This is a genomic window from Erythrobacter sp., from assembly GCF_040217515.1.
Classification (GTDB): domain Bacteria; phylum Pseudomonadota; class Alphaproteobacteria; order Sphingomonadales; family Sphingomonadaceae; genus Erythrobacter.
The window spans coordinates 326,869-348,591 of the sequence record NZ_JAVJPT010000007.1; the positions used below are offsets into that span (position 1 = coordinate 326,869).

The 21,723-nt window shown below is 66.2% G+C and carries 15 protein-coding genes; 5 read left to right on the forward strand and 10 right to left on the reverse strand.

Annotated elements, in window-relative coordinates:
* Positions 1-2: 2 nt before the first annotated feature.
* The 4 genes from RIB52_RS10015 to RIB52_RS10030 form a co-directional block, all read right to left on the reverse strand.
* On the reverse strand, positions 3-260 hold the full coding sequence (locus tag RIB52_RS10015; protein WP_350175281.1) for a hypothetical protein: 258 nt from the start codon (positions 258-260) through the stop codon (positions 3-5).
* A 115-nt stretch (positions 261-375) separates the two neighbouring features.
* Entirely contained in the window at positions 376-1,221 is an 846-nt protein-coding gene (locus RIB52_RS10020; protein WP_350175282.1) for an undecaprenyl-diphosphate phosphatase, read from the reverse strand.
* 71 nt (positions 1,222-1,292) lie between these two features.
* Positions 1,293-3,479, reverse strand: coding sequence for a M13 family metallopeptidase (locus RIB52_RS10025; protein WP_350175283.1), 2,187 nt, complete (start codon positions 3,477-3,479; stop codon positions 1,293-1,295).
* Between the two features lie 109 nt (positions 3,480-3,588).
* On the reverse strand, positions 3,589-5,316 hold the full coding sequence (locus tag RIB52_RS10030; RefSeq protein ID WP_350175311.1) for an ABC transporter transmembrane domain-containing protein: 1,728 nt from the start codon (positions 5,314-5,316) through the stop codon (positions 3,589-3,591).
* Between the two features lie 382 nt (positions 5,317-5,698).
* Between RIB52_RS10030 and RIB52_RS10035 the strand changes: the two genes are divergently transcribed.
* Positions 5,699-6,946: a polyhydroxyalkanoate depolymerase gene (locus tag RIB52_RS10035; protein WP_350175284.1), complete on the forward strand. Its 1,248-nt coding sequence runs from the start codon at positions 5,699-5,701 to the stop codon at positions 6,944-6,946.
* Between the two features lie 14 nt (positions 6,947-6,960).
* On the opposite strand, the gene RIB52_RS10040 is transcribed toward RIB52_RS10035, so the two are convergent.
* The 6 genes from RIB52_RS10040 to RIB52_RS10065 form a co-directional block, all read right to left on the reverse strand.
* Complete coding sequence (locus RIB52_RS10040; RefSeq protein WP_350175285.1) at positions 6,961-8,259, reverse strand: agmatine deiminase family protein; 1,299 nt, start codon at positions 8,257-8,259, stop codon at positions 6,961-6,963.
* 54 nt (positions 8,260-8,313) lie between these two features.
* Complete coding sequence (locus tag RIB52_RS10045) at positions 8,314-8,790, reverse strand: hypothetical protein (protein ID WP_350175286.1); 477 nt, start codon at positions 8,788-8,790, stop codon at positions 8,314-8,316.
* Positions 8,791-8,798: 8 nt separating this feature from the next.
* A complete protein-coding gene (locus RIB52_RS10050; protein WP_350175287.1) occupies positions 8,799-9,980 on the reverse strand; it encodes an acetyl-CoA C-acyltransferase in 1,182 nt (393 codons plus the stop codon).
* Positions 9,981-10,076: 96 nt separating this feature from the next.
* Complete coding sequence (locus RIB52_RS10055) at positions 10,077-10,526, reverse strand: MaoC family dehydratase (protein WP_350175288.1); 450 nt, start codon at positions 10,524-10,526, stop codon at positions 10,077-10,079.
* A gap of 81 nt (positions 10,527-10,607) precedes the next feature.
* Complete coding sequence (locus tag RIB52_RS10060; RefSeq protein WP_350175289.1) at positions 10,608-12,014, reverse strand: putative O-glycosylation ligase, exosortase A system-associated; 1,407 nt, start codon at positions 12,012-12,014, stop codon at positions 10,608-10,610.
* An 11-nt stretch (positions 12,015-12,025) separates the two neighbouring features.
* The gene (locus RIB52_RS10065) at positions 12,026-12,367 is read right to left on the reverse strand and encodes a hypothetical protein (protein ID WP_350175290.1); all 342 of its coding nucleotides are present in this window, start codon (positions 12,365-12,367) and stop codon (positions 12,026-12,028) included.
* Between the two features lie 108 nt (positions 12,368-12,475).
* On the opposite strand from RIB52_RS10065, the gene RIB52_RS10070 reads away from it, so the two are divergent.
* From RIB52_RS10070 to RIB52_RS10085, 4 genes are all read left to right on the forward strand, one after another.
* Positions 12,476-13,768: a TIGR04063 family PEP-CTERM/XrtA system glycosyltransferase gene (locus tag RIB52_RS10070; RefSeq protein ID WP_350175291.1), complete on the forward strand. Its 1,293-nt coding sequence runs from the start codon at positions 12,476-12,478 to the stop codon at positions 13,766-13,768.
* A gap of 246 nt (positions 13,769-14,014) precedes the next feature.
* Positions 14,015-15,079, forward strand: coding sequence for a hypothetical protein (locus RIB52_RS10075; RefSeq protein ID WP_350175292.1), 1,065 nt, complete (start codon positions 14,015-14,017; stop codon positions 15,077-15,079).
* A 266-nt stretch (positions 15,080-15,345) separates the two neighbouring features.
* Positions 15,346-19,986, forward strand: a complete 4,641-nt coding sequence (gene gltB, locus RIB52_RS10080; RefSeq protein WP_350175293.1) for a glutamate synthase large subunit — start codon at positions 15,346-15,348, stop codon at positions 19,984-19,986.
* A 119-nt stretch (positions 19,987-20,105) separates the two neighbouring features.
* Complete coding sequence (locus RIB52_RS10085; RefSeq protein ID WP_350175294.1) at positions 20,106-21,542, forward strand: glutamate synthase subunit beta; 1,437 nt, start codon at positions 20,106-20,108, stop codon at positions 21,540-21,542.
* Positions 21,543-21,723: the final 181 nt, after the last annotated feature.

Below are 21,723 nucleotides of genomic sequence, written 5' to 3' on the forward strand. Positions count from 1 at the left end.
GCTCAGGCCTCGATCCGCTTGCGGACCACGGCGTGGTAGAGCACCAGCGCGCCCACGGTCGAGGCAAGCGCCACGCCCAGCGCGACCAGAGACAGCCCGCCCAGCACGACCCCGCCATTGACCAGCAGGCCGGAAACCAGCGCGACCAGCAGGCCGGCGGCGACCTGGCGCAGGATCTCGCCCGGCTCTTCGGTGCGGGCAATGATCGAGGATAGCCAGCCCAGCGTGGTCCCCAATACGATCAGCACCAATAAAGCCATGTCGTGAAATTGCCTCTTTCTGCGTTCGTCATGCGACCCATGTCAGGGCGTATATGATTGCGAAACCCGCATGCGACGCGCTTGGTTCCGCGAAAACGGCGGATTGCTGCCGAATTCAGAACACGATCAAGAGGACTGTGCCCATTATGACACGGTAGACCACGAAGACCAACATCGAGGCGTGCTTGAGGAAATTCATCAGGAAAGCCATCGTCGCGAAGGCCGCGAGAAAGGTTAACGTGCCGGTGACGACCGCGTCCCACAGCAGCGCGCCGTCGGCCTCGAGCAGGTCCGGCACGATCAGCACGCCCGCCCCCGCGACCGCCGGGATCGAGAGCAGGAAGGAAAACCGCGCCGCCTCGAACCGGCCATAGCCCAGCAACCGAGCCGCCGTCATGGTAACCCCCGAACGGCTCGTTCCGGGAACCAGCGCCAATGCCTGCGCGCAGCCGACGATCAGCCCGTCGCGCCAGGTCATCTGTTCGAACGTCTTGTCCTGCCGCCCGAAGCGGTCGGCGAGGCCGAGCAGGATGCCGTAGACGATCAGATTGGTCGCGATGAGATCGGTGAAGCGGATCGAGGCGAGCAGGTCGTCCTCGATAATGGGAATGCCGAAAGTCGCGCTCACCGCGCCGTTGAGAAAGCCCAGCTTGATCGCCAGCCCGAAGATCACGGCGGGAATCGTGCCAAGCACGATCCACCAGAACAGCTTGCGCTGGTCGGGCGCGTGGCCGATGCCGATGCTGGCGAAACCGCCCCGCGCGAGGCCTGCGACATCCTTGAAGAAATAGACGATGATCGCGAGCAGCGAGCCGACATGGACCGCGATATCGATCATCGGCCCCTGGTCGGGAAAGTCCGTCAGGAACGGGATCAGGATAAGGTGCCCCGATGAGGAGATCGGCAGGAACTCGGTGATCCCTTGCACCACCGCGATCAGAAGCATCTGGAAAAACGTCATGGCCCGCGCCTCATGGCTGAAGCGCGGGCCAAGTCAAACGCTTTGTTCGACGGCTCGGCAAGCCGCCCGTCCTACCAGATTCTCACGCGCTCTTCGGGCGGGATGTACATGGCATGGTCCTCGGTCACGCCGAAGGCTTCGTACCATTCGTCGAGATTCCGCACGACGCCATTGACCCGGTATTCCTCGGGGCTGTGCGGGTCGGTGCGCAGGCGCTGGCGATAGTTCTCCTCGCGCTGCATCGAACGCCACACCTGCGCCCAGGCGAGGAAGAAGCGCTGGTCGCCGGTCAGCCCGTCGATCACGGGCACGTCCTTGCCCTTGGTCGCGATTGTGTAGGCGCGGTAGGCGAGGCTGAGGCCGCCGAGGTCGCCGATGTTCTCGCCCAGCGTGAAGCGCCCGTTGACGCAGGTCTCGCCGTCGTCGAACGGGCAGAAGGCATCGTATTGCGCGACCAGAGCGTCGGTCTTGGCGTCGAAGGCGGCGCGGTCCTCGTCGGTCCACCAGTTGCGAAGCTTGCCGGTGGCGTCGTATTTCGAGCCCTGGTCGTCGAAGCCGTGGCCGATCTCGTGCCCGATCACCCCGCCGATCGCGCCGTAGTTCACCGCCGGGTCCGCGCTCATCCCGAAGAAGGGCTGCTGCAGGATCGCAGCGGGAAAGACGATCTCGTTCTTGGTCGGGTTGTAATAGGCGTTCACGGTCTGGGGCAGCATGAACCACTCGGTCCGGTCGATCGGCTGCCCCAGCTTGGCGACATTGTCCGCCCGCGCCCATTCGGCCGCGGCCATCGCATTGGCGATCGCATTGCCGCGCACGATCTCCAGCCCTTCATAGGTTTCGAGATTGTCGCGATAGCCGATCTTGGGATCGAAACTCGCGAGCTTATCGAGCGCCTGTTCCTTCGTCTCCTCGCCCATCCAGTCGATCTCGGCGATGCTTTCGGCCACCGCCTTGCGCAGGTTGGCGACCAGCTCCTCCATCGCCGCCTTGTTTTCCGGCGGGAAGTAGCGTTCGACATAGGATGCCCCGATCAGCTCGCCGAGCATCCCCTCGGCCGCCGCGATCGAACGCTTCCAGCGCGGGCGCTGCTCGGGCGTGCCGCGCAGGGTCTTCCCGTAGAAGGCGAAGCGCGCCTCGTCGAAGCGGGTCGGCAGGATGGAGGCGTTGTCGGACAGCATTTCCTTGACCGTCCACGCCTGCAAGGTGGCGACGGGGGTGTCTTCGAGCACCTCGAACATGCCCGGAAGGCCGGTCCCGATCTTCGCCAGCGCATCGGCGTCGAGGCCGAGTTCTTCGACCTTTTCCTCACTCGGCGGCATCATGCTGACGACATAGGTGGGCGAGGCCGACAGGCCCATCGCGTCCATCATCGCGGTGACGGGAAGCGGGCCGGACATCGCCGCCATTTCCTCGGCCGAAACGCGGTTATAGGTCAGGTCGCGGTTGCGCCGCATGGTGCGGTCCCACATGACCTCGCGCGCAAGCCGGTCCTCGAAGGCGTAGATCGCGGCCGCGGCGGTCTCGGGGTCTTCATAGCCCGCCTCGCCCAGCAGGAAGGCGATGTATTCGCGGTACTTGACCTGAACCTCGCGCCCCTTCTCGCTGTCGTCGAGGTAATAGTCGCGGTCGGGCAAGCCGAGCCCGCCGATCCCGATATTGGCGACATAGCGGTCGGGCTGCTTGGCATCGACGCCGACATAGCCGCCCACCGGGCTGGCAAAGCCGGGCCGTGCCCAGATCATGGCGAGACGGTCGAGCGAGGTCGCAGCGACAATTTCGTTCAGGTAAGGCCGCGCCGGCTCCAGCCCGGCGGCATCGATCGCGGCGGTGTCGAGATGCGTTTCATAGGCATCGACGATGCGGCGTTCGTCGGCGGACAGTTCGGCGCGCGGCTTGGCGGTGAGCTCGTCCATGAGAGCCTTCACGTCGGTCGTCGACTTCTCGCGCAGCAGGTTGAACGCGCCGAAACGGCTGTATTCCGCAGGAAGCGGGTTCGCGTCGAGCCATTCCTGGTTGACATAGGCGAAAAAGTCGTCGCCCGGCGCGATCTCGTCCGAGAGCAGCTCGGGGTCGACTCCCCATTCGCCGAAGCTCATCGTCGGCGTCTCGCTTTCGGCCCCTTCCTCGGCCGCGTCGTCGGCGAGCGTTTCGATTGCCCCTGCGCCTTCGTGCGCCGACGCGGGCAGGGCGACGGCAAGAGCGCCGGAAAGAATGAGCGCGAGCGCGCTGGGCCCGGAAAGGGCGGTGCGGTGGATCATGGTGCGATATCCCGTTTGCGTGTTTTCCTCGCCGCCAGATACGCCGCGCGCGGGACCATGGGTTTTCGCTCGTCCAAGCGCGAGGGCGCTTCATCGAAAAGAGCGGGGGTCAGGCCGCTTCGGTGGAAGCGAATTGCAGCCGGGCTAGCCGCGCATAGAGCCCGCCTGCGGCGGCGAGCTCGTCATGCGTGCCTTCCTCGACCACGATGCCGCTGTCGAGCACCACGATCCGGTCCGCCGCGCGCACCGTCGCCAGGCGGTGCGCGATGACGAGCGTGGTGCGCTCGGCCATGAGCGCCTCGAGCGCGTCCTGCACCAATCGCTCGCTTTCGGCGTCGAGAGCGCTGGTCGCTTCGTCGAGCAAAAGGATCGGCGCATCGCGCAGCAGGGCGCGGGCAATCGCGACGCGCTGCTGCTGGCCGCCCGACAATTGCGTGCCGCCTTCGCCGAGATAGGTGTCGAGCCCGTCCGGCAGGTCGCGCAGGAAGCTTTCCGCATTGGCGGCGCGCGCCGCATCCCAGATTTCCTCGTCGCTCGCGTCCCATTTGCCATAGCGCAGGTTGTCGCGGGCATCGGCGCTGAACAGCACGCCGTCCTGCGGAACCAGCGCGAGCCGGTCGCGGATCGCCGCCGGATCGGCCTTGGTCAGGGGCACGCCGTCGATGCGGATCGTGCCCCCCTGCGGATCGTAGAAACGCTCGACCAGCTGGAAGATCGTCGACTTGCCCGCGCCCGAAGGCCCGACGATGGCGACCGTCTCGCCCGGCTCGATCTCGAGCGTGAAATCCTTGAGCGCGGGCGTTTCGGGCCGCGCGGGATAGCGGAAGGTGACATTGCGGAAGGACAGGCTCCCGCGCGGCGGTTCGGGCAGGCGCTCGGGCCGCTCGGGCGCGGCGATGGCCGGCTTCGCCTCGAGCAGTTCGGCCAGCCGGCTCGCCGCCCCGGCTCCGCGCAGCAATTCTCCGTAGACTTCCGTTAGCGCGGCGAAGGAGCCCGCGACGATCCCCGCGCCGAAGACGAAGGACAGGATCGTGCCTCCGGTGATCTCTCCGGCGGCGACCCCTTCCGCCCCGCGCCACAGCAGCAGCACGATAGAGCCGAAGATCGCGAGGATGATGAGAGCGGTCATCGCCGAGCGCAGCACGATCCGCCGTTTCGCGGTGTCGAAGGTCCGCTCGACCGCACCGCCGAAACGGTCCGCCTCGCGCCCCTGCTGATTGAAGCTTTGCACGATCTTCATCGCGCCCAGCACTTCCGTCACCATCGCGCCGACATCGGCCACGCGGTCCTGGCTGTCGCGCGAGATCGTGCGGATGCGGCGGGCGAAAAAGACGATCGGCAGGATCACCGCCGGGATGCCGAGCGCCAGCCAGATCGTCAGCTCGGGCAGCAGCCAAAACAGGTAGGCCGTCCCTCCGATGCCAAGGAACGCGTTGCGCAATGCGACCGAGACGGTGGTGCCCACCACGGTCTCGATGATCGCCGTGTCGGCCGTCATCCTGCTGGAGATTTCCTTGGGGCTGTTCGCTTCGTAGAAACTGGGCGAAAGCGCCATGAGATTGGCGTGGACCTTGCGCCGGATATCGGCGACGACCCGCTCGCCCAGCCAGCTCACATAGTAGAACCGCACCGCCGTGCCGAGGGCGATGACGACGACGATGACCAGAAGGTAACGGAACCAGCGCCCGATATCGGCCGATCCGTCGGCATCGAAACCGCGATCGACGATCAGCTGCAGCGCGGCCGGGATCGCCAGTGTGCCGGCCGCAGTGACGGTGAGCGCGATCAGCGCGAGCACCACCTGGCGCGGATATTTCGCCGCCTCGCGGTACACCATGCGCAGAGGGGCGAGCGAGCGGGGCTTTTTCGGCTCGTCCCGGGCGAAGCTCTCCAGCTCGGCATCGGCGGCGATCTCGCTCGCCTCCCGGCGCTGGTCCTCGGGCGCGTCGTGACGCTCTTCCGGGAGCTGCGGGGCCGCGCTCCGTGCTGTCATATCCCCGTGCATCATGGAGCGATCTAATGCCACAGCCACACGATTTCACGTGTAAAAAGTGCATGACAAGCGCCGCGCACACGGTTTTCACCCCCGATTGTGCATTGCACAATGCCGGAGGAGCGGCCATTTAGGTTGCACAAGGCGCGTTTGCGCCGGATGATTCATTGTGAGGCACGAACCTCGCGCCGGGGGATCGGCGCGGGTCGGGCCGGATGGGAGCGGCATGCTGTACCAGGCCTACGAACTCCAGCGCAGCTGGCTCAACGGCGCGAGCCTTTGGGCGACCATGAGCATGGAAGCGCTGACCAATCCCGCCAATCCGCTCAGCACCACCCCGTTGGCCGGCATGACGGCCAACGCGCTCGACGTGTTCGCCCATGCCACGGCGACCTATGGCAAGCCCGCTTTCGGCATCACCGAGATCGAAAGCGGCGGGAAGACCTGGCCGGTGATCGAGGCGACGGTGCTGAACAAGCCGTTCGGCGATCTCAAGCGCTTCCGCCTCGACGGGATCGAGGAGCATGAAGGCAAGCCGCGCGAGAAGCTGCTGATCGTCGCGCCGATGAGCGGCCATTTCGCGACCTTGCTGCGCGGCACGGTCGAACGGATGCTGCAAAGCTACGAGGTGTACATCACCGACTGGGCCGATGCGAAGCTCGTGCCGCTGCACGAAGGGACTTTCGACCTCGACGATTACATCGACTACCTGATCGAGTTCCTCGAATATGTCGAACAGGTCAGTCCCGGACAGCGCCCGCACATGATGGCGGTGTGCCAGCCCAGCGTCCCCGCCTTTGCCGCGACCGCTCTGATGAACCTGCACAAGTCGAAGGCCACGCCTGCGACGCTGACCATGATGGGCGGCCCGATCGACACCCGCGAAAGCCCGACCAGCGTCAACAACCACGCCATGAACCGCCCGATCGAATGGTTCCGCCAGTCGGTCATCGCCACGGTCCCGATGAATTATCGCGGCGCGGGGCGGCGGGTCTATCCCGGCTTCATGCAGCTTTCCGCGTTCATGAGCATGAACCTGCAGAGCCACATGATGAGCCATTACGAGATGTTCAAACACCTCACCGCAGGCGACGAGGACAGCGCGAACGCGACCAAGGATTTCTACGACGAATATCGCAGCGTGTGCGACATGACGGCGGAATTCTACCTCCAGACGGTCGAGGAAGTGTTCCAGAACCACTCGATCCCCAACCGGACCTTCGAGCACAAGGGCGAGATCGTCGACATCACCGAGATCACCGACACCGCGCTGCTGGCGATCGAGGGCGAGCGCGACGATATTTCGGGGCTGGGCCAGACCAAGGCCGCGCTCAAGCTGACGCCCAAGCTGCCCGAGAAGATGAAGCACTATTACATGGCCGAGGGCGCCGGGCATTACGGCATCTTCAACGGCAGCAAGTGGCGCAAGAAAATCGCCCCGGTGGTCGAGGAATTCATCGCCGCGCACTCCTGACGCGGCCTTTCGCGTCAGGCAGGCACCGCCGGCTGCTGCTGCGTCAGGCAGTGAACCCCGCCGCCGTCCCAATTGGCCGGTAGCGGATCGATCTGCACGATTTCGCGATCCGGGAAATGCGCCTTCAGGATCGCGGCGGAGCGCGCGTCGCTTTCGGCGAGATGGTCGGGCCGCCCCTCGCCGCCATAGCGCGCGCCCACCACCACGCCGTTGGTGACGAGGAAATTGCAGTAACTCACCGCGGGCACGTCGATCACTTCGTCGCCGACCTTGAAATCGCGATAGACCGAACGCGCGTCGAATCCGCCGGGCGCGGCGGTGAAATCGCGTTCGGTCAATGTGCGCCGCCGCAGGAAAGGTCCCACATCGGGCACGGGCATCGTGACCACGTTGAAAGGCTTGCCGTCGGGGTCGCGCGCCCGTTCGAGCTGGCGGCGATTCTCGGTGAGGATTTCGTGATCGAGCCGCATCAGCGCATCGCGCTCGCGCTCGCGCTCGTCCACCTCGGCGAGGAGGATCGTGTCCTCGCTCACGAAGCGGACATATTCATCGACATGGCCGTTCGCGCCCCAGCCGAAGAAGTTGCCGACCTTGGGCCCGGCAAAGACGCGGTCGGTGATCGGCGCGCGGTCGAGCCAGATGACCTGGTCCTTGCCGTAAAGGCGCTTCATCTCGCGCTCGATCTGGTCCAGCGGCCTGCCCGGATTGCGGTGCAGCGTCGCATCACGATAGGCGACGAGGCTGCGCGAATTGACGTCGATCCCGCCGCCTTCCGCGATCACCTCGGAAGGGATCAGGCGATAGCCCCTCGCCGCTGCGATCTGGCGCGGTGCCCTGCCCCGCGCGAGCTGGCGCGGGCTGCTCCATGGCCAGGGAAAGCCGTAATTGCCCCATGTGAATCCCGCGATCTGCAGCCGCTGGCCGTTCGAGACGAAAAGCGGCCCGGTATCCCTGACCCACAGGTCGACAATGTCCTGAATGTTGAAGGCGACCCTGCCGGGCGGCACCTTCCTTTCCGCCATCAGGGCTCGGATTCGCCCGGCGCTCGCCTCGTCCTCGATATTGATCGTGACCGGGACATGGGGCGTGAGCGCGGCGAGCATGTCGAGCCGCATCGCCACGTGATCCGGCTCGTCGAACAGGCCTTTGGTCCAGCCGATCCAGACCGCTTCGTGGGCGTGCCATTCGGGCGGGAAGGTGAAGCCCGATGCCCCCTCATGAGGCGCGGCCGCCGCCTGCCGGGCCGTGCCGAGAGCGGTGCCCGCCGCTAGCGAGGTCGCCGCGGTGCTCGCCAGGAATTCACGTCTGTCCATCTTGCCCCCTTTCGCCCAGAGCCTGCGACAAAAGCGGGCGATGGGCAAGCGCGCCTAGGCGCGGCTGGGCGGAGGGCGGAAGAGCTGGCGGGCGAACAGGAACAGTCCGCGATAGAAAAGATAGGTCAAGGCGCCCGCGAGGACCGGCAGGCCCGGCGCGTCGAACGTGATCGCGTCCGTCCACAGCAGGCCCGCCCAGAGCGGCCCGGTCAGCAAGAGGTGCGCCGCAATGGCAAGCGCAACTGCGAGCGTATCGGCGGCAAGCTGCGGGACCGGGAGCCGTCCCAGCAGCCAGGCAAGGCCCCATGCCAGCGCGCACAGTGTCACCGCGCTCGCCAGCGTATAGCCCAGCCATACCAGGGGCGCGGCGGCGAAGGCGGAATCCTCGCGGCTTACGTGGTCCCAGTAATCGAGCGCAGTCGAAATCGCGACCAGCACGAAGAGCCAGAACCAGTGCGAGGCGAGCAGGCCCTTGCTGCCCGCGCCGTCCTCACTGGTTCCGGCCTCACCGGTTCCGGCCTCGCCCGTCATGGCGTGACTCAGAAGACCTCGAACAGGCCGGCTGCGCCCATGCCGCCGCCGACGCACATCGTCACGACGACATATTTCGCACCGCGACGCTTGCCCTCGATCAACGCGTGACCGGTGCAGCGCGCGCCGGTCATGCCATAGGGGTGGCCGATCGAGATCGAGCCGCCATTGACGTTGAGGATGTCGTTGTCGATGCCGAGCTTGTCGCGGCAATAGAGCACCTGCACCGCGAAGGCCTCGTTCAGCTCCCACAGGCCGATGTCGTCCATTGTGAGGCCGGTCGCCTTGAGGAGCTTGGGAATCGCGAAGACCGGACCGATGCCCATCTCGTCGGGCTCCGTGCCCGCCACCGCCATGCCGACATAGCGGCCGAGCGGTTCGAGACCCTTCTGCTCGGCGACCTTGGCTTCCATCAGCACCGCGGCGGAGGAACCATCGGAAAGCTGCGAGGCATTGCCCGCGGTGATGAACTTGTCCGGCCCCATGACGGGGTTCAGCGATTGCAGACCTTCGAGCGTGGTCGAGGGGCGATTGCCCTCGTCCTTGGTGATGGTGACTTCCTGCTGGGAAACCTCGCCGGTTTCCTTGTCCTTGGCCATCATCGTGGTCGTCACCGGCACGATCTCGTCGTCGAACTTGCCCGCTTCCTGCGCTGCGGCGGTGCGCATCTGCGACTGCAGCGCGTATTCATCCTGGGCCTCGCGGCTGATCTTGTAGCGCGCGGCCACCGTTTCCGCCGTGCCGAGCATCGGCATGTAGACATCCTTGTGCATCGCGATCAGCGAGGGATCGGGCGCGACGCGCATTTCCGGGGTCTGGACCATCGAGATCGAATCCTGACCTCCGCCGACGACGATATTCATGTTGTCGACGATGATCTGCTTGGCCGCGGTGGCGATCGCCATCAGGCCCGAGGAGCACTGGCGATCGATCGTCTGGGCCGCGACCCCGACCGGCGCGCCGCCGCGCAGCGCCACCTGGCGACCGATATTGCCCGCCTGCGTGCCCTGCGTGAGCACCGCGCCCCACACGACATCGTCGATCTCGCCCGCGTCGATCTGCGCGCGTTCGACAGCCGGGGCAAAGGAATAGGAGCCGAGCGTCGCGCCCGGCGTGGCGTTGAAGCCGCCCTTATAGGCGCGGCCGATGGGCGTGCGGGCGGTGGAGACGATGACTGCGTCACGGGTCATGATGAGGGGATATCCTTGTGATGTGTGGGCGCGCCCCCGCACTGAGGCAGGGGCGCGGTCAGTCAGAGGCGCGCGCCGCGAAGGGCGCTGAACGCCTCAAACGAAATACTGCGTGATCCACTCGCAGATGAGGGCGGGCTTGTCCTCGCCTTCGATCTCGATCGTGATCTCGGCGGTCTGCTGCCACTGGCCGGGGCGCTTCTCGACCATTTCAAGCAGTTTCCAGTGGCCGCGAATCCGCTTGCCGACGCGGACGGGGGCGATGAAGCGGGTTTTGTTGCCGCCGTAATTGACGCCCATCTTGACGTTGTCGATCTTGGGCATGTCGCTGTTCGCGCCGAGATAGGGGATCATCGACAGCGTCATGAAGCCGTGGACGATGGTCCCGCCGAACGGCGTCATCTTGGCCGCTTCCTCGTCGACATGGATGAACTGGTGGTCGCCGGTCGCATCGGCGAACATGTTGACCTTTTCCTGCGTCATCTCGACCCATTCGCTGGTGCCGATATTCTCGCCGGCCTTCGCGGCCAGTTCTGCGGGGTTCATGGGGCTCTCCTCGTCCTGGTGAATGGCGCGCGCTACATGGCGCATGAGGCCGCGCGTTGCAATCGCGCGAAAGGCGACCGGTCAGCCTGCCGCTACGGCTCCGGGCGAAGCCGCTTTGCGCCGTGCACGGCCGGCCCCGGCCTTCGCGCTGCGCGCCAGCCCCGCGCGCGCCGAATCGAGCCGCTTGCAATAGGTCGCAAGGCCGATCTGCAGCCCGATGATCATCAGCATCACCGGCTGGTATCCGATGCCCTGGAACAGCGCGCCGACGAAATAGACGAGGCTGGCCAGTTGCAGCGCCACCGCCATCGGCGCGATCCATGCCTCGCGTTCATCCGGTGTTTCGTCCCCCTGGCCTTTCCAGCGTCTGACGATGCGCTCCATCTGCACCACGCCCAGGCCCTGCAACATCAGCCAGATCGCGAGCCCCGGCCAGCCCTGCTCGCCCAGCAGTTCGAAGATCGCGGAGTGATAGGCCCGGCCCTCGTCGGTCACCTTCTTGTAGCGCACGCTGGAGGTGTTCCCCTCGCCTTCGCGCACCGGCATGACATAGGTGAAGGAATTGCCGCGATAGGCGTCGAAGCCGCCGCCGAAGGGATGTTCCTTCGCGTAGTCGATGGTCCATTCCCACACCGCCACGCGGGTCGAGGCGCTTTCATCGCCCGAAGGCTGGGTGATCGTCGCCATGCGCTCGTAATAGCTCTGCGGCAGGAACGGCAGCGCGGCGAGGCCGAGCACGCCGGCTGCCGCGATGAACAGCGCACGCCGCCTGACATAACGCAGCAACAGCACGGCCAGCACCGCGATGCAGACGAGACCGGTGCGCGCCTCGGTCCCGATCGGCACCAGCAGGCAGGCGAAGGTCAGCGCGGCGGCAAACCCGGTGACCATCCAGTGCGGGCGGAAAATCGTGCCGAAGCGGGTGAACCACCAGATCATCGGGATCAGCGCGATCGACACCGTCGCCAGAGTCGAGCTTTCGTAGATGCCGCTGTTGTCGTTGACGAAGAAATTGAGACTGCCATAGCCGCCGCCGCCGAGCACGGTCTTGATTCCGGTCCCGATGACGATGGTCGCGACCGACAGCACCAGCGTGAGCGCCAGCCCCTCGATCCGCGCGCGGGTCGTCAGGGTGAAGGGCAAGAAGATCGCGAACAGCAGAGCCTTCCACACCCAGTCCCACTTGGTCGCCGCTTCCTCCGGGAAATCGGCGCTGCCCGTGGTCCACCAGCAATAGGCGAGCAGCATGACGAGCAGCGCCTGCCGGGCGGTGAAACGCGCGCCTTCCTTGCGGTCGAGCACGAGCCAGCCGCCGAAAGCGGCGGCGAAAGCAATCAGGGAAACGGGCAGCGAGGTGATCAGCGAATAGCCGATCCGCTGCGGCGCGACGATATCGATATAGACGTAGAGCAGCACCCAGACAAAGGGTCGCTTGATCCCGAGCACCAGCACATAGGCGATGAAGGCGAGGAAGACGAGGTCGAGCATCTTTTTTTGCGCTACCGCTTCGCCGCCTGAGCGCGATCACCTGCGCGCCGCTTCGCCGCCTGAGCGGGTTTTCCTGCGCTATCGCTTCGCTGCTTGAGCGCGGGATCGCCTTCTCCCGCATGCGCTGCTTGACCGCCGGATTGCGCGCCGATGCCCTCCCGGCCGGGCACGGCCCGCCCCGCGCGGCGCGCCGCCTTGCGTCCGGTGGGACTGGCTGCGCGGCGCCGCGCCGCGCCTGCTTCGCCGAGCTCGGCCACCAGCGGATCGGCATCGACATCGTCCCGCAGCGCGAGGCGCAGCAGCGCGGCGGCGAGCAGGCCGTGGCCGAGGGCGAGGGCGAACTGGTCGATCATGGGCGTCGCATCCGAATGGCAGGGCCGCCATCCGGCCCCGCGCGCCCCCGCTAACTAAAGGGCGGCAGTTGACGCGCCGTTAAGCACGCCTGCACTAGAGGCCGGGCCATGACCCGCGTGCTCCACGTCCTCGACCATTCGCTGCCGCTCCATTCGGGCTATACCTTCCGCACGCGCGCGATCCTGAAAGCGCAGGAGGCGCTGGGGCTGGAGGTGCGCGCGATCACCGGGCAGCGCCACAATGTCGAAAAGGGTTCGGGCGCCGGTCGCGAAAACCCCGAAATCGCCGACGGGCTGACCTTTCACCGAACGCCGGGCGTTCCCTCCGGCCCGCCTCTTCTCGCCGAAATCGGCGAGATTCGCGCGCTGGCAGGGGCGATCCGGCGGCTGGCGCGGGAATGGCGGCCCGATGTCCTCCACGCCCATTCGCCCGCGCTCGGCGGGGCGGCGGCGCTCATTGCGGGGCGCGCACTCGGCGTGCCGGTGGTCTACGAGGTCCGCGCCTTCTGGGAGGACGCGGCGGTCGGCAACGGCACGGGGCGGGAGGGATCGGTCAAGTACCGCCTGACGCGCGCGCTCGAGACGCATGTTGCGCGGCGGGCCGACGCGCTGTTCACGATCTGCAAGGGCCTGAAAGGCGATCTGGTAGGGCGCGGCATTCCCGAAGAGCGCATCGGCGTAATGCCCAATGGCGTGGACATGGCGCTGTTCGGCAAGCCGCCCGTCTATGACGAAGCGCTCGCCCGGAGGCTCGGCATCCCGAAATTCACCCCGGTGATCGGATATGTCGGCAGCTTCTACGATTACGAAGGGCTGGATGACCTGATCGAGGCGGTGCGGTTGCTGCGCGAGGGAACCTATTACGAGGACGAGGACAGCGATGAATGGGCCGATGTCCGCCTGCTGCTGGTCGGGGGCGGTCCGATGGAGGAAAGCCTGCGAGCACAGGCCGCGGCCCTGCCCGAACGCCACCGAGACGCGATAATCTTTACGGGCCGCGTGCCGCACGAACAGGTCGAAAGGTATTATTCGCTGATCTCTCTGCTGGCCTTCCCCCGCAAGAAATCGCGCCTGACCGACCTCGTGACGCCGCTCAAGCCGCTCGAGGCGATGGCGCAGGGGCTGGTCGTGGCGGCAAGCCGGGTGGGCGGTCATGAGGAACTGATCACCGACCAGGTGACCGGCTTCCTGTTCCCGCCCGGCGATCCGGTGGGCTGCGCGCAGGAATTGTCCGGCGCATTGCACCATTACGAGGGAACATGGCCGGACCTCAACCCGCACGTGGATTGGTGGGACATCAAGGAAAGCGGGGCGGCCCATGTTCGCGAGAACCATGACTGGGCACGCAATGCGCGGCGTTATCCGGCTGTTTACCAAGAGCTGCTAACTGCCGGGGGATAGCGACCGGACGCGTGCAGGCGACCCGGCCACAAGGAACCGGGCGCGGGCGGAACGGACCGCGCGCCCCGCTGCGATGTGTGAGGAACCTTCGGCGCGATGAGACTCGGCTGGATCAGGGCAGGCAAGCGCGCGAACGGGGGCTCGCCGGACGGCTCCTCCGATCGCTCCAGCGCTGCTGCACGGGGGCGCCGGTCTGGGGGGCGCCCGAAGCGCAGGCGGCTTTGGGCACATGCCGTTTTCGCCCCCGTGCTGGGCCTGTGGGGCGCGGCGCTGTGCGGGCTCGCCATCCTCGTCCTGCCGCCGGCAGCGACAGCCGGGATCGCCCCAGCGAGCGGGCTCGGCGCGTTCGGGGCGGCCGCTCATTACCTGATCGCCGCGCTGGGAGCGCTGGCAGGCGGCGCGCTCGCCTACGGCATCGCGCGGGCGGTGACGCAGCGCGCGCGGGGACGGCGCACGGTCTATGCGAGGGATGAACGGGCGGATGACGAAATCGGCGACAGCATGCGGATGCGCCCGATCGACCCGCGCGAGGATCTGGGCAGCGAGAGCTTCGATGCGCCGCTCGAGGCGATGCCGCTCGGGATGAATGCGCAGGACTGGTCGGACAACACGGAAGTGGCGGACGGGCAGCGCGAGGCTGCGGCCGATGCGCCCGATATAACGGAGGAGCCTAACCGGCACTCCAGCGCGATCCGCCGCCGCCTTGCCCGCGCGCTCGGGGAAGCGGAGGCAGCGGGGAACCCCAGCGAGTATGACCCGGTGGCCGGGAGAAGCGAGCCTGGTGCGACCGTTCCGCAGGACGGCGCGGCGCATCCCGGCGAAAGCGACCCGCCGGCCGATGGCCCGGTCGCCGGGATCGACCTTGCCCAATTCGCCGCGCTTCCCGGCCGCAATGCGGTGTGGGTCGAGGGCCCGCCTGCGGGCGAGATCGAGACGCCAACCATCGAGACGCAGGGTAGCGCCGGAGAGGAGAGCGACCCGGCGGATGGCGGAGCGCCTCCCGGATCGGCCGCGATCGCCCGCCTGCGCGGCCGCCCGACCGACGAGCTCAGCCTGGTCGAGATGGTCGAACGCCTCGCCGCCGCGCTCCACGAACGCCAGGCCGCCGAACAGGCGCAGGGCGTGGCGACACAGGCCTTGGGCGCGGCCCGGCCCCCGGACCGCGACGCGGCGCTGGCCGAAGCGCTCGAGGCGCTCGGCGAACTTGCCGACGGCGCGCCGTCGGGCGCGCAGGACGCGAGGACCAATGGCAGGACACGCGACCTCGCCGCCGCGCTCGCGAAGTTGCATGACATGCGCGGCGCTGCCTGAATCCCCGCGCGCGGCGCAACAGGGCGCGCTTTCGAACGGCGGCGAGCAACGAAATGATTGCCGCCCTGCGAGCAGGCGAAATATTGCTTCGCCTTTCGCGGTTGCAAAATCGCTTTTGCATCTCCATTAGGTTGGAGACCTGCGTGGAGCGGGCCAATTCGCTCGCCTCCATGCCGAAACACCTGCCGGCACACCCCCTCGCGACCCGGCCCCGACCGAACGGAAAAGGGCCCGCGAGCCGGCATCTGACAGAGTGGAACCGAGCCATGGGATATCCAGCTTCCCAGGGTCTTTACGACCCGCAAAACGAACATGACGCCTGCGGCGTCGGCATGGTCGCCCATATCAAGGGCACGAAAAGCCATGCGATCATCGAGCAGGCGCTCGAGATCCTGGAGAAGCTCGACCATCGCGGCGCGGTGGGCGCGGATCCGCTGCTGGGCGACGGCGCCGGCCTGCTGATCCAGATCCCCGATCCGCTTTTCCGCCGCTGGGCCGAAGAAAACGGCCACGACCTGCCGCAGCCGGGCGATTATGCGGTCGCGATGTGCTTCATGCCGCGCGACGATGCGGCGCGCGATTTCGTTTCGCAAAGCTTCGAGACCTTCACCGAAAAGGAAGGCCAGCGCTTCGTCGGCTGGCGCGACGTGCCGGTCACGCTCGACGGGCTGGGCGATGCGGTGATCGAATCGATGCCGGTGATCCGGCAGGCGATCATTGCCCGGGGCGAGGGCTGCCCCGACCAGGACGCGTTCGAGCGCAAGCTGATCGTCATCCGCAAGCAGGTCCAGAACCCGCTCGCCAAGCTCGAGGTGAAGAAGGGCCTGCCCGGCCTTACCGAGACCTACCTGCCGAGCTTTTCGAGCCGGACCATCGTCTACAAGGGCCTGCTGCTGGCAAGCCAGGTGGGCAGTTTCTACGACGACCTGAGCGATCCCGATTGCGTTTCCGCGTTCGGTCTCGTCCACCAGCGTTTTTCGACCAACACCTTCCCGTCGTGGCGGCTCGCCCACCCCTATCGCTTCATGGCGCATAACGGCGAGATCAACACGGTGCGCGGCAACGTGAACTGGATGAATGCGCGCCGCCGCACCATGGAAAGCGAGCTGCTCGGCCCCGATCTCGACAAGATGTGGCCGATCATCCCGCACGGGCAATCGGACACGGCCTGTCTCGACAACGCCTTGGAACTGCTGCTGGCGGGCGGATATTCGCTGCCGCACGCGATGATGATGCTCATTCCCGAGGCGTGGGCGGGCAACGAGCTGATGGATCCCGACCGGCGCGCCTTTTACGAATACCACGCCGCGCTGATGGAGCCTTGGGACGGCCCGGCCGCGGTGTGCTTCACCGACGGGCGCCAGATCGGCGCGACGCTCGACCGCAACGGGCTTCGGCCCGCGCGCTATTGCGTGACGAAGGACGATCTCGTCTGCCTCGCCTCCGAAAGCGGCGTGCTGCCCTTTGCCGAAGAGGAAATCGTGCGCAAGTGGCGGCTCCAGCCGGGCAAGATGCTGCTGATCGACCTCGAGGAAGGCCGCATCATCGAGGACGAGGAGCTCAAGGCCGATCTCGCCCGGGCCGAGCCCTTCGCCGAATGGCTCGAACAGGCGCAGTTCAAGCTTCCCGACATCGACCATATCGAGCCCGACCTCGCCGCCGTGCCGGAGGGCCCGACGACGCTGCTCCAGCGTCAGCAGGCCTTCGGTTACACGCAGGAGGATCTCGCGCGCTTCCTCGAACCGCTGGGTGTGAAGGGTGACGATCCGGTCGGCTCGATGGGGACCGACACCCCGCTTGCCGTGCTGTCGGACCGCTCGCGCCTGCTCTATGATTATTTCAAGCAGAACTTCGCGCAGGTGACGAACCCGCCGATCGACCCGATCCGCGAGGAACTGGTGATGAGCCTGACCTCGATGATCGGCCCGCGCCCCAACCTGCTCGGCCACGATGCCGGCACGCACAAGCGGCTCGAAGTCGACCAGCCGATCCTGACCAACGAGGACCTCGCCAAGATCCGCTCGGTCGAGGAAGCGCTCGACGGGGCATTCCGCTGCGCGACGATCGACATCACCTGGGATGCCGAAACCGGCGTCGAGGGGATCGAGATGGCGCTGAAGGAAATGTGCTGGGCCGCGACCGAGGCGGTGCTGCAGGATCACAACATCCTCGTCCTGTCCGATCGCACGCAGGACGAAACCCGCGTGCCAATGCCCGCTCTGCTGGCGACGGCGGCGGTGCATCACCATCTCGTCCGTCAGGGCCTGCGCATGCAGACCGGGCTGGTCGTCGAAAGCGGCGAGCCGCGCGAAGTGCACCATTTCTGCGTGCTCGCAGGCTATGGGGCGGAGGCGATCAACCCCTATGTCGCCTTCGAAACGCTGGAAGACCTGCGCGCGAGAAAGCATCCCGAACTGCCTGCCGAAGAGGTCGCGCGCAACTATATCAAGGGTGTCGGCAAGGGCATGCGCAAGGTCATGTCCAAGATGGGCATTTCGACCTACCAGTCCTATTGCGGTGCGCAGATCTTCGACGCGGTCGGGCTTTCGAGCGAATTCGTCGAGAAATATTTCACCGGCACGGCCTCGATGATCGAAGGCATCGGCCTTGCCGAAGTCGCCGAGGAAGCGCTGCGCCGCCATGGGCAGGCATATGGCGACAACCCGCTGTATAAATCGATGCTCGATGTCGGCGGCATCTACCAGTTCCGCCTGCGCGGCGAGGAACATGCCTGGACGCCGGAGAATATCGCCAAGCTGCAGCACGCCGTGCGCGGCAGCAAGGCCAAGGATTACGAGGAATTCGCGGCCTCGATCAACGAACAGTCCGAACGCCTGCTGACGATCCGCGGCCTGCTCGAATTCCGTAAAAGCGACGAACCGCTGCCATTGGACGAAGTCGAACCGGCGAGCGAGATCGTCAAGCGGTTCTCGACCGGCGCGATGAGTTTCGGCTCGATCAGCCATGAGGCCCATTCGACGCTCGCCATCGCGATGAACCGCATCGGCGGGCGTTCGAACACGGGCGAGGGCGGTGAGGAGCCGTTCCGGTTCAAACCGCTGGAATCGGGCGATTCGATGCGCAGCCGGATCAAGCAGGTGGCCTCGGGGCGCTTCGGCGTGACGACCGAATATCTTGTCAATTCGGACGATATCCAGATCAAGATGGCGCAGGGCGCGAAGCCCGGCGAGGGTGGCCAGCTTCCGGGGCACAAGGTCGACAAGCGGATCGGCGCGGTGCGCTATTCGACCCCGGGCGTGGGCCTCATTTCCCCGCCGCCGCATCACGACATCTATTCGATCGAGGATCTCGCCCAGCTGATCCACGACCTCAAGAACGTGAACCCCGAGGCCCGCGTTTCGGTCAAACTCGTCTCCGAAGTCGGCGTCGGCACGGTTGCTGCAGGCGTGTCCAAGGCGCGCGCGGACCATGTCACGATTTCGGGCTATGACGGCGGGACGGGCGCCTCGCCGCTGACCAGCCTCACCCATGCCGGGAGCCCGTGGGAAATCGGCCTTGCCGAGACGCAGCAGACGCTCCTGCTCAACGATCTGCGCAGCCGCATCGCGGTTCAGGTCGACGGCGGGTTGCGCACGGGCCGCGACGTGGCCATCGGCGCGCTATTGGGCGCGGACGAATTCGGCTTCGCCACCGCCCCGCTGATCGCGGCGGGGTGCATCATGATGCGCAAGTGCCATCTCAACACCTGCCCGGTCGGCGTCGCGACGCAGGACCCGGTGCTGCGCGCGCGCTTCATGGGCCAGCCCGAACACGTCGTGAATTACATGTTCTACGTCGCCGAAGAGCTGCGCGGCATCATGGCCGAAATGGGCTTTCGCACGGTCGATGAAATGGTGGGCCGGGTCGACCGGCTCGATTTCACCCGGATGGACCGCCACTGGAAGGCGCGCGGGATCGATCTCACCCGCATCCTCCACCGTGTGCCGCTGGCCGACAATGCGAGCCTGCGCAACACGGAGGACCAGGATCACGGCCTCGGCGCGGCGATGGACAATGTCCTGATTTCCGAATGCCGCGAAGCGATCGACAAGGCCGCGCCGGTCGAACTCCGGCACGAAATCCGCAACGTCAATCGCACGGTCGGCACGATGCTTTCGGGCGAAATCGCGCGGGCCCACGGCCATGAAGGGCTGCCGTCCGACACGGTACGGGTGCATTTCAACGGCGTTGCGGGGCAGAGCTTCGGCGCGTGGCTTGCGCACGGCGTCACGCTCGACCTCGTGGGCGATGCCAACGACTATGTCGGCAAGGGGCTTTCGGGAGGCCGCATCGTCGTGCGCCAGCCCGAGGGCGTGCCGCGCGAAGCCGCCGCGAACATCATCGTCGGCAACACCGTGCTTTACGGCGCAATCGCGGGCGAGGCCTATTTCGGCGGCGTCGCGGGCGAACGCTTCGCTGTGCGCAATTCGGGTGCCATCGCCGTGGTCGAAGGTACGGGCGACCATGCCTGCGAATACATGACCGGCGGGGTCGTCGTAGTGCTCGGCCAGACGGGGCGCAATTTCGCCGCCGGGATGAGCGGCGGGCTCGCCTATGTCTACGATCCCGAAGGCACGTTCTCGAAACTGGTCAACCATGCGCAGGTCGATCTCGTACCCGTCAGCGCGGAAGGCGATCTCGATGAAGGTCTAGGGAGGCCGTCGCAGCGCGCGCGTTCGGTGCACGACTATGGCATGGGCGACATGCTGCGCCACAATGCCGAACGGCTGCGCATCCTCGTAGAACGCCACCAGCTCCACACCGGCAGCGCTCGCGCGGGCGAACTGCTCGCGGACTGGGACAATGCGCTCGCCAAATTCGTGAAGGTCATGCCGCGCGATTACAAGCGCGCGCTCGAAGCGCTCGAGGCGGAACGGCTCGAAGCGGAAAGTGTCGCGGCGGAATAGGTCTTCATTCGTCATTCCCGCGCAAGCGGGAACCCCGCTTCCGTCGGAAGCGCTCAACCAAAGTGAAGCCGGACCCCCGCCCCTCGCGGGGGCTTCGGCCAAATCGGAGATTTGACCTCGTGGGCAAGGAAACCGGATTTCTCGAACTGGATCGGCGCGATCGCGACTATCTCGATCCGACCGAGCGGCTGAAGAGCTACCGCGAATTCGTCGTCCAGCCGGACGATGCGACTTTGGCCGGGCAGGCTTCGCGCTGCATGGATTGCGGCATTCCCTATTGTCACAATGGCTGCCCGGTGAACAACCTGATCCCGGACTGGAATCACCTCGTCTACGAGGACGATTGGCGCAACGCGCTCGACCTGCTGCACAGCACGAACAACTTCCCCGAATTCACCGGCCGCATCTGCCCCGCCCCGTGCGAGGCGAGCTGCACGCTCAACATCGTCGACCAGCCGGTCACCATCAAGTCGATCGAATGCGCGATCATCGATCGCGGCTTCAAGGAAGGCTGGGTCGAACCGCAGATCCCCGAAAGGAAAACCGGCAAGTCGGTGGCGGTGGTCGGCTCCGGGCCCGCCGGGCTGGCCGCCGCGCAGCAGCTCGCGCGCGCCGGGCATTCGGTCACCGTGTTCGAGAAGTCGGACCGCGTCGGCGGGCTGCTTCGCTACGGCATTCCCGACTTCAAGATGGAAAAGCACCACATCAATCGCCGCTGCGTCCAGATGGAAGCCGAAGGCGTCGAATTCCGCACCAGCAAGGAAGTCGGAGTCGACATTTCGTTCAAGACGCTGTCGGAAAATTTCGACGCGATCGTGCTCGCCGGCGGGGCCGAGGATGCGCGCCAGCTTGCCATTCCGGGCGCCGAAATGCCGGGCGTGCGCCTCGCGATGGAATTCCTCACCCAGCAGAACAAGCGTGTTGCCGGCGATGACGAGGTCCGTGCGGCCCCGCGCGGCTCGCTGCTCGCGACGGGCAAGGACGTGGTCGTGATCGGCGGCGGAGACACGGGTTCGGACTGCGTCGGCACATCGAACCGGCAAGGCGCGAAAAGCGTCACCCAGCTCGAAATCATGCCCAAGCCTCCCGAAAAGGAGGACAAGGCGCTGACCTGGCCCGACTGGCCGCTGAAACTGCGCACCTCCTCCAGCCACGAGGAAGGCGCCAACCGCGACTGGGCGGTGCTGACCAAGCGCGTGATCGGCGATGGCGAGAAAGTCACCGGCCTCGAATGCGCGCGGGTCGAATGGGTGGACGGCCAAATGCGCGAGATCGTCGGAAGCGAATTCACCATTCCGGCCGACCTCATCCTGCTCGCCATGGGCTTTACGGGTCCGAAAAAGGCCGGCCTGCTCGAACAGGCGGCGGTCGAACTGACCGAGCGCGGCAATGTGAAAGCCGACACCGACACGTACGCGACCAACGTTCCGGGCGTGTGGGCGTGCGGCGACATGCGGCGCGGGCAGAGCCTCGTCGTGTGGGCGATCCGCGAAGGCCGCCAGGCCGCGCGCGCAGTGGACGAGGCGCTGATGGGCGTGACCGAACTGCCGCGCTGAGGGTGCTGGCAACGCCCGAAGGCGGACTGCCTGCTTACGACCCTATTCTGTTGAAAAACTCCGCTTGCAGAAGGGTTGGGCTCCTGATTCATTGATCTCGGCAAACCTGCGGAGACATGCTGATGATGGGCGAGCGAACGGTGATGCAGGAGTCGCTGTTCTACAGCTTCCGCATCGAGGA